At 45.8% G+C, this 9,802-nt stretch carries 7 protein-coding genes; 2 read left to right on the forward strand and 5 right to left on the reverse strand.

Annotated features, from left to right (window positions below; translation table 11 throughout):
• Positions 1-398 (forward strand): tetratricopeptide repeat protein (locus ONB24_13690; GenBank protein MDZ7317165.1); only part of this gene is annotated, 398 nt, incomplete at its 5' end.
• 49 nt (positions 399-447) lie between these two features.
• Here ONB24_13690 and ONB24_13695 read toward each other — a convergent pair.
• The 5 genes from ONB24_13695 to ONB24_13715 all read right to left on the reverse strand — a co-directional run bounded on the left by ONB24_13695 (position 448) and on the right by ONB24_13715 (position 8,408).
• Complete coding sequence (locus ONB24_13695) at positions 448-954, reverse strand: hypothetical protein (GenBank protein MDZ7317166.1); 507 nt, start codon at positions 952-954, stop codon at positions 448-450.
• 96 nt (positions 955-1,050) lie between these two features.
• A complete protein-coding gene (locus ONB24_13700) occupies positions 1,051-3,735 on the reverse strand; it encodes a carboxypeptidase-like regulatory domain-containing protein (protein MDZ7317167.1) in 2,685 nt (894 codons plus the stop codon).
• Between the two features lie 2 nt (positions 3,736-3,737).
• Entirely contained in the window at positions 3,738-4,499 is a 762-nt protein-coding gene (locus ONB24_13705; protein ID MDZ7317168.1) for a hypothetical protein, read from the reverse strand.
• A gap of 107 nt (positions 4,500-4,606) precedes the next feature.
• Complete coding sequence (locus ONB24_13710; protein ID MDZ7317169.1) at positions 4,607-5,140, reverse strand: hypothetical protein; 534 nt, start codon at positions 5,138-5,140, stop codon at positions 4,607-4,609.
• A 319-nt stretch (positions 5,141-5,459) separates the two neighbouring features.
• Positions 5,460-8,408 carry a T9SS type A sorting domain-containing protein gene (locus ONB24_13715; protein MDZ7317170.1) on the reverse strand — a complete coding sequence of 983 codons (2,949 nt, stop codon included), beginning with the start codon at positions 8,406-8,408 and terminating at the stop codon, positions 5,460-5,462.
• A 513-nt stretch (positions 8,409-8,921) separates the two neighbouring features.
• Here ONB24_13715 and ONB24_13720 point away from each other — a divergent pair.
• A complete protein-coding gene (locus ONB24_13720) occupies positions 8,922-9,791 on the forward strand; it encodes a hypothetical protein (protein MDZ7317171.1) in 870 nt (289 codons plus the stop codon).
• Positions 9,792-9,802 lie beyond the last annotated feature (11 nt).

Consider the following 9,802-nt stretch of genomic DNA (forward strand, 5'->3'; position numbering starts at 1 on the left):
ATACGGCCCGCGGCGACTATGAGACGGCGCTGAAGTATCTTTCCGAGTCGCTTTCGATCCTTCGCGAGATCGGCGACAAGGGCGGCATGATTCCTACTCTGCATAACATGGCGCATATTTTCCTGCAGCAAAATGATCTGCAGCAGGCTGTCGAACATTTTGCTGAAGCGTACAGACTGGCACTAGAAACAAAAGACGCCATGGGTTTGTTCAACGTCGGAAGAGATTTGGGGCAGCTGCTTGTTGCGTCCGGAGAAAAAGAAAAAGGTGTGCAAATACTGCGTCAGGCGTATGAAATAGGCCGAAACGCCGGCCTTGCGGGAACGGAAGAGATTAAAAACATTCTAAATGCAATCGGTGAAAGGGGTTCATCATTAGCTCAATACAAAAAACTCTAAACGGTCACTAGTAGCAAATTATAAATCCACTATAAGCCGAAAAATGCAATCAATAATCCGTCAACGTATAGGCAATCGTCGTCGTATAGGTACCGCTGTTGACCGTTGCCGAAACATTGCGGAACTCAAATTGAATGGGAATATTTCTTCGATTCTTACTGCCGGTAAAAAAAAGCTGATTGGTTTGGCTTAACTGTTGAAATTCCGTTCCGCCGCTGATGGTTCCTCCGCCATTCCCGTTTCCTGTCCGACGCACCCACAATTCAATCGGTTGCGGCAGATTGTTATCATCCAGCCGGATTTCCACCTGCCACCAGTCCTTTGCTTTTATATCAATATCAAATTGATTCGGATTGCTGGTAAAAGTATTTTGCATGTCGGCACCGGCTTCTGTAACGATGGTAGAAGGTATGCTAAGCGTCCAACTGCCGGTTACTTGGATTATGGTTTGTTGAGCAAGCAAGGATGGAGCTGAAAAAAGGAAAATGCAAATCAGTCCACTAGAAAACCTGCGGTTTAAGATCGGCAAGAAAAGAGTTTTCGGCTTTATTTTCATTTGAAATAATTGGTTCGCTTTTGATTCATTGATCTTAAAAGCTTAACAGCCCATAGCAATAGCATCTACTTTAGGTAAAGCAGCTCTTTATTATAATTATTCCGTAATAGTAAGCGATTCTTTAAACATGACCAATTCTTGGGGTTTGGGAATAATATTTACACTCAATTCTATGTTTTGATCCGGTGACACATGGACATTAAACGTATCTTTTTCAATAATCATCGACTCCGGTAGACCGTTTCGATAAACTTTTACAAGCCATTCTCCGGGTCGTATATGAGTAAAAATAAATTCTCCCCGACTATTGGTCGTAGTTCGAAGTATTTCATTATCTTTTTTAATTTCAACAATAATTCGATGCTCCGAGTTGTCATGCTTCTCGTATACCGGGGAACCGGTCATTTTAACCCGACCTCTTAAACTGGCACTTTTTACGATGCCGAATTCGATATAATGGCGGTTCCCAGGCTCGAAATCAATCTTTAATGGAAAATGGACAGTAGGAATCAAGCCTGAAGTGAGCGATCGGGGATCTAAATTCAAATAATAAGTTCCCGGCAAAACGGCTGGAAACGCAAAACTACCGTCCTGTTTTACTACGGCTGTTTGACCGTTTAATTTAAGGATAAGACCCTCTACAGAGCTTCCTCCATCGCCCTCGATTCGCCCATATAACGAAGCGGTCTTTTCACTTTTTTTCAAAGGTATTCCCCATTGATACGCATAGCCTGCCGAAATTGCAAATTCTTTACGAGAGAATTCTTCACGCAATAATGTGTAGCGGGAGCGAATTGAAAAAATATGTTTGTTATTGATAGTCTGTTGAAAAGTCAATTCGAATAAATTCCGGTCATACAAATAATCCTCCATGGAATAGTTGTTTTGATAATGGAGGTTAAAATAAGTGGTCTCTGTCGGTTTTATAAAGAAATCGCCGCCGAAAATGACTTGCCGTTGATTGGTCAACGAATACTTTAAGGATTTCTCATATAAGCCGAATAATTTCAAATTCCACTTTTCAGACTGATTCATAAAAAAGGATCCCTCTATTCGGCTTAACAGCTCGCTGTTCCAATCCCGATTCATTGACTGCAGGTTATTCTGCGTTTTCCCGCCTTCAAAGTTCAGGTCAAGGCCGGCTTTTTTAAAGCCGGTATTTATTCCGACGCGGAAATTATTTTCTTGATAATCAAATTTGGGAATCGGCATTCGGTCCTTTCGCGATCGAACCACCTGATACCCGTACATTCTTAAATTCTTGGCTGCATTCCATTGCAGGCCTGCGTAAATACTTTGACTTAGGGGCGAAATGGAATAATACAAAGAATCCTGCGCAGCATTTTGGTGATCTTTTCGGGCGTTTAAAATAAATCTTAGACCGCCTGAGATTTGATAGCTCATATAATTAGAAAGATATAAAGAATTTGTATAATAGCCGGGGAAATTTCTATCACTGTAGATAATATGAGACATCCATCGAAATCTTTTCAATGACAAAGAGAATGCAGCGCGCCAGGCATTTGAAAATGCGTTTTCATTGGTCCCGATCGCATATTCGGTATCCAATTCAAGGTTCTTTTTCCATTTAAAAGAATTCTCCATGCTCAATAGGGAATGACTCTTTTGTGTCCTTTTTTCAAGAAAATTCAAGCGGAAAGATAAATTATCCCGCAAATTGTACCTGACAAAAAGAGCCGTTTCTTCTTGAATTTTTTTGTAGAACCGAGGCTGAAGATAAAAACCGCCGAAGGACAACCGATTGAGGTGATAATTGACCTCGAAGCCTCTGCCGTAGCGGGAAAATTCAGTGAGATAACTGGATTCGAAAAAGTAATCACCTAATTTGATGACACCGTTCGGATGCTGATAGTTCACCGAATACTCATCTCTTTGCCCTAAGGGTGACAGATTAAAACGATCCGGACCTCTCATTTTAAGCTGAAGATGATGATTCCCCTTTTCATCTAAAGCACCTTTAATTTCAACGCCTCCTTGGAAGCCGTCCGCTCCTTGAATGCTGTTGCGAAAATTTAAATAGTTCAAAAAAATAGTGGTCGGAAGGCGAAAATAGGAATCGGCTTGCGGGCCGCTGATCGGAATAATTTCAAAACGAAAAACTGCCTCTTCATAAGCCTTTCCGTCTTCGCTCCTGGCTGTCAGGATAATGGTCTCATATTGATGATGCCTGAGATTCCTATCGGTCGGCAAACGAATTTCAATATTTCTGCCCGAATTCGGTGAAAGGAAAAAGCTGCTTTCTCCGGCAATATAACCTTTTGTAGTCTCAAGCAAGATTTTTAATTCCTGATTACCTTCATTATATAATGCAGCCGTTCCTAAAAATTCTTCACCGGCCAGCACAAAACTCTTGGCCTGCATGATTTTGATTGACAGACGATTTTGCGGAAGCACAACGACATTGAAATCGTAACGATCGTTGATTTCAGGAAATTGTCGGCTGTAGATATGATAGTGAATTTGATAATTACCGGCCGCCGTCCCTATAGGCACCGCAAAGCTTAATAGTTTGACATTGCGATCATTCGGCCTCAAATAGAGAATGGATTGGTGGGAGACCAGCTCCCAATTATCCGGCAGTTGTATGCGTTCCTCAAACTCTTCATACGGTGTATGGTTCGAGATTTCCATTAAAACGTCGCCGATATTAGCCGGTGAAACGGCGGTGAGCTCGTCCTTCATAGGCCGAACGACCACGCTCATTTCGCCTGCAAAAAGAGTAAGAGAAAAAAATAAATTTAAAAGCCGAACTCCTTTCATGTCTATTTCAAAATAAGCGACAAATTCATACCAAAGATTTTATCGCCGCAATCGGCTGTCAAAAGAGATTGATATTCGCCGGCCGGCAAGTCTTTTAACTCGATGTCAAATCTCCAGGAAGTGCCGGGGAATAGACGTTTTCGGTTTTTGGCAGCGAGATCCAGAGACTGACCATCCGGTTTGAATATTTTTAACATGACGTTAGGGGTCACTTGTCGATTGCCGACATTTTCCACATCCAAAGACAATTGTTTTCTGCTCTCTGCGGAAACGATTTTCACATTATTAAATTTTAATAAAGCATCTCCTTTTTCAGTTAAATCGGTTATAATCTGAACGCCGTAGCGAATCACACTTTTTATTGAAACCATGCCTTCTTTCGCAACCGATTCACCCGCTTTAGGGGCCTCGACCATTACCATGCTCCAATAGGTCCCCGCAAGACTATCCGCCCATGGTATTTTGATCTTTAGCGAGATAATGGTCTTCTCTTTCGGCGGCAGAATCAAATTTTGCGGATAGTATTCAATCCATTGCGCATTGGACCGCGGGGTTGAGCCGGGATCAGGATAAAACACCTTTCCGTCCGCATCGAACTGATAATCCGTTTGATAGATTCTCACTTCCTGACTTTCTGTGCCCGGATTCTCAAGCTCGATAAATCCCTGAAGCGAATCGCCGCGAGAACAAGTAAACTCGTGGACCAGCCCGTTGCGGATGATTATCCCTGCTTCAGCACTTTGAAAAATCAGCCAACCCGCCAAAAGTATCGTCAGACGTCTCATCGTTTTAATAGATTAGTTTGATGATAAAGAAAAAAGGTGACCGTCTAAAAGCTTCGATCACCTTTTTTCATTTCGCAGGTTAATTGTCAGTTATCGTTGGTGATGGTATAGATGACGATAACGTTGGTATTATCTATGGTGACCGACCCCATATTTTCAACGGCCAGTCGATAAGTCAACTGGTGACCATTGTTCGTGCCGGTTCCCGTATAGCAGCTGCCGATTCCTGTAACAATCGCTACAGCGCTGCTTTCAATTTTTTTCTCACCGGCCGAAGTTCCCAAAACACCGGCACCTTGACCTGTGTAATTGGCCGCGGTTACGTATAAGCCCAAGCCGGAAAGATTCGAGTTGGATTGAACGGTAACCGTTCTGGTTTTGTTGAGCTCTACCGTGGAAGTGTAATTCAGCCACGCATTACTGTTTGTTCCGCCGACAGGAGCCTCACCTGCCTCGTTGCCCGGCACAGATATCGAGAGAGAAACATTGGCGCCCTCTACGTCGACAAGTGCGATCTCGGGGATGCTGATGGTAACCGTATGCTGGTAGCTGTCCGTATCAGCGTAGGCAGCGGCAATGAATAATGCCAAGAAAACCGCAGTCAAAGTTAATCTCTTCATAGTACCTCCAAAGTTGGTTAACTTTATATTTGATTGTGAACTATCGGCAATATTTATAAATCAATCCGACTTGATTTTTAGATTCTTCATTTAAAATTTTCGTCCTTCCATCCTTCAATCTTTATTATTAGATTCAAATTATTCAAATTTTCTTCATCCATTTTGCATTTTTCTTTAGCTCATGTATGAGCTTTTTCTTCACAAGTATCACCTTTAATAACTTTTAGGATTCCTTTGATTGCTTTATAGACTATACAAATTACCCGAAAGCACTCTTATCCCTTTATACAAAAAAAAGCTTATTTTTTAAGGGATTGCCTTACTTTATCAGCAGTACTTTATTCGTTTCCGTCCTCTCCGGCGTGGTAAGACGAACGAAATAGGTTCCACTCGGCAGATTTGCGGCGTTCCAAACCAGCTGGCGGCTTCCCGCCTCCATAACGCCGTCCTGCAGAACCGCGACTTCGCGTCCGTTGACGTCGTAAACGGCGACCCGTACCGGCACGCGTTCCGGAAGATCAAAGGCGATCGTGGTCTGCGGATTGAACGGATTGGGGTAAGCGGCATACAAGCGGAATTCCTGCGGGACAGTGTTCTCGCGTCCAACGGCCGCAGCGGCGGAAACTCTGACTTCCTGCCACACTTCGGCGCTGCCGTCAAGCTCTACGGCGCGCACACGGTACGCTTCCGCTTTGGCCGCATGCGGATGAACGTCGCGGAAAAGGTATTCGGCCGCATCGCCGTCTGTACGGCTGCAAAGCTCAGGATGGTCGGCAAAGCCGGCAACCGGCTCCCACCGTCCTGGAGCTAAGCAGCGCTGCACTTCGTAACCGGCGACATTTATCTCGTTCGCTGAGGTCCAACGAATGCATACAGCGTCGGACTCGCGCTCGGCCGAAAGTGACGTCATGCGCACGGCAATCGGCCCGCCTTCGAAAATCGTAAAGGGGGAGAAGGAGGTGAGGGGCTGCACGGACTCGATGAATTTTCCGTCCGCATCCCATTGCGGCGTCGATGTGGCGATTTCTTCCCATTCTGTGCCGTTGAAATGGGCAATGACCGGTCGACCGGTAATCCCCGCGTTCTGCAGCAGCTCGTCCGTATAGTAAAGACGGACATAAGCCGGATCCGCGGCGTTGATCGACCACCAGCGCGACGGCGCCTTTTGTCCTTTCAGTAACGGGCAGAGCTCGTTGTAAACGCGAGCCTTGCCTTTAGTCCTGCCGTTATGCGCCCGCAATTGCGCGTTCGCATCGGCCAACTCCTTGGTCGACCAATTGTCGTCGATTTCCGGCTCCGGCCCGTAGATCCAGATAATGCCGCTGCGGTCGTCCTCGTGCAGCTTTTGTTTGGCATTGTAGGTCGAACCATAGCCGTACATCGCTTTGCTGATATCGTTCACGCCGTCGCCGAGGTCGCCGTAAAGATCGCGCAGGCTCAGCCAATGCCCCAATTCGTGCAGGGTGATGGTCTGCACATCGAAAAAGTTGCCGATTCCGTAGCCCCAATTCAGATCGTAATTGAAGGTTATATCACACTCGAGGATTGTGTTGGTACTGGGATTATACCATGTGGTGGCCTCACCGATTACACTGCCGCTGCCCAATGCACCCCAAAAAATTTCGTTTTTGCCGTTGTAGGTTCTGCTCGTGGCAGTCGTCGGACCAAAATAGGTAAAAATAAAGTCGGCATCGCCGTCTTTGGTCCAGGTATCGGCAGCGGCTTTGATGGCGGTTCCTTCGCCATCAATAAAGGGATTGTTTTCATTAATATAGTAAAAGACCTCCTTGACATCCCATTTGCGCTGCATATAGCCGAAGGTAACAGTAAAGGGGTAACCCAAGCTGATCAACCCGCTGCTGTTGGTTACCGTTACGAGACCGCTGGAGGCGGAAGCTTCGTAGCCGTTAATTGTACCCACCGGAACCGTGCAAACAATGGTATTGTTGCTCCATGAAAGGATCGTTGCCGAAATTTTCGGCAGGCCGGCACGATAAAAGAACTCGACTTTGCCGGTTCCCTGAGAATTGCCGAAATTGGTGCCCGTGATCGTCACCTGAGTGTTGGTCCCGGCAGAGGCTTTGTTCGGCGTAATGGAGGTAATTTGCGGGGAATTGGGATCAAGCGTCTGTTTGGTAATTACAACGTCATCGACAAATGCGCCTTTATTAACAACGGAAGCATCGCTGTAAAAATAAAAAGCCACCCACACTTGAGATTGTCCGCAACGAGAGGATAAATCCAATGTCTGCGATACCCATTGTCCGTTGGTCGAACCGGAGGCGCCAAAACCGGAGAAATTGATTCCGTCCGTAGAAGACATCCAATAGAGAAAGTCTACATTCACTTGGGAATCCAGGCGATAGTAAAAGGTCATCTGCGCATAGGCTGCATCGCTCAGATTGAACGGCCCGTAGACCATCCAGGCCCGCAAGTCATTGGGATAGTTGGTCGTCCTTTTGCTTGGATCCAAAGCGCGTTGGTTTTCATAAGCCCCCCGAGCACACCAGACGCTGTTAAAGCCGCTGTGTTTCTGCGCCGTCGTCTTGCCCCAGGTATAGCCGAAACCGTCTTGATTCGAGTTTCCATTGTAATAAAGCGTCCAAATGGTCCCCGGAAAATCCCCTTCAAAGCCGTCGCTCAAAAGGGTGGTAATACCTTGAATCTCGTTGTTCGGCTGTGCGGATAAGATAAAATCGGTTTTTGCATTTTTAACTTTGTCTTTGAAATCGACCGGCGCCTTGATTTCGGCCCATTCAATAACCGGCGATTCGAGGCTGTTCAGGCGGTTCTGCGGTTCGAGCTGCAGAATCTTGGAGGTTATTTTGGCAAAATATTCGTCTACCGGGACGGCTTTGCCGTTTTGATAAACTTTATTTTCGATAACATCGATTTTGCCCTGGCGGCCGCCGACAAAGGGAAGCGCGGATGAGTTGAGGAAAAAGACGGCGCGCTCGCCTACAACCAGCATGGGGGTTTCAGAATGCTCCTCGACAATATCGCCGACTCTGCCGCCGGGATATTTTATCCTCAACGAAGCACTGCCGCCGTTTCCCTTGAGCCACTTTTCGACGCGGATTTCGGCTTCCGTGAAAATGTTGGTGCGCTCTGCATTCCAATAAGAGTTAGTTGCAACAACCTCACCGAAAACGATTTGCCGTGATTCGGTGATCAACTGCTCTTCGGAAAGCGGCAAACTGACGGCCTGCAGTACCCCTACCGCTGCCGTTAAGAGCCCCCCTATGAGGATAAAAATTCCGCTCCTCATGTTAACCTCCGAAGAAATAACCCGGATGAAATAGGGTGGTTTGAACCATCCGATCATTTGAAATGACCGGCAGCGTTTTTGTAAAGGAACAATTCTCGTGCCTCGTGAAAAGACACAATATAATATAAATAATAAATAAAACGAATGCAATAACTTATATTAAATAAAAAAAATATAAAAAAAGCAGCGGCCACAATAAGATTATCAAAATATCGTACAATAGACGATATTTCGTGTCCAAAATTTGTGACAATTTATATGGTTAATAGCTAAGTTATATAAATAAATAAAGCTAAATTTGCTTACAGATTCCAGGCATACATTTTTGAACAAATATTTCATTAATTAAACACGATAAAACAAAAAATTGAGTTAAAAACGATATATCGGGCAATGCAAAAAATTGTAAAATGAAGGGAGCGTCGATGGTTCTTATTTGCGAACTTTATGAGCGGATATTCGTCATTAAGATCGGTATTCGGCTTTATTGACTATTTTTTCAGGGAGATCGCTATGAATCATTATCCTTATCGGTTGCTGGTGACCGTTTTAATAGCCGTCGCTCTTTTACTTTCGTGCAAAAAACAGAGCTTGATCGCCGGACGCGCCTCCGTTCCTATTCAAGTAGACGGCTTAACCGAGGATTGGCAGTCTGTCTCACCTCTCGAAAGCGAAAAGTATCATTTCCGCCTTGCCGCGCAGCATGATGACCAAACCCTTTATTTTCTTTTGTCTTCAGAGGATCCTACCGCGCAGCGGCAGCTGATCAACAGCGGCTTGATCCTCTGGTTCGACCAGGATGGAGACGGGCGTAAAGATTTCGGCATCAAATATCCGCGGGGGATTTTCGAGCGTGGAATAAATCCCATGGAAATTTTCATGACCTTGTTCAAGCGCGACGGTTCATGGAACGAAAAAGGATTTGCAGATTATGTGCGAAAATGGTGTTCCGATATCCAGCTGTTGGATGCCAAGGGCAATAACCTGGGCATTTTAAGTCATTATGAAGCCGAAGAGTGCGGCATTCGATTCCAGATGGCCATGCACAACAATTTGCTGGCATATGAATTGGCCGTTCAACTGCAGGGCACAAAAAAAGTAAAATGGGACCTGAGCAATAAAACAGGTTTTCGTGTCGGTTTTGAAACGCCGTCGTTCGATTTTTCCGCCATGCGGCGGCCGATGGGTGGTTTTGCCCCCGGCGGCGCGGATGCCGGAGGAGGAGGCGGTATGCCGATGGGCGGCGGAAGAGGCATGGGACGCGGACCCGGAGGGGGTGGTGAAATGCCTATGCCGACGGGCGATTTCGGCGGCCCCCCCATGGGCGGCATGCCGATGGCTGAACCGATCAATTGGCAAATGAGCGTCATTCTCGCCCAATAAAACCGCCGGTT

Source organism: candidate division KSB1 bacterium (assembly GCA_034505495.1).
GTDB lineage: Bacteria > Zhuqueibacterota > Zhuqueibacteria > Residuimicrobiales > Krinioviventaceae > Fontimicrobium_A.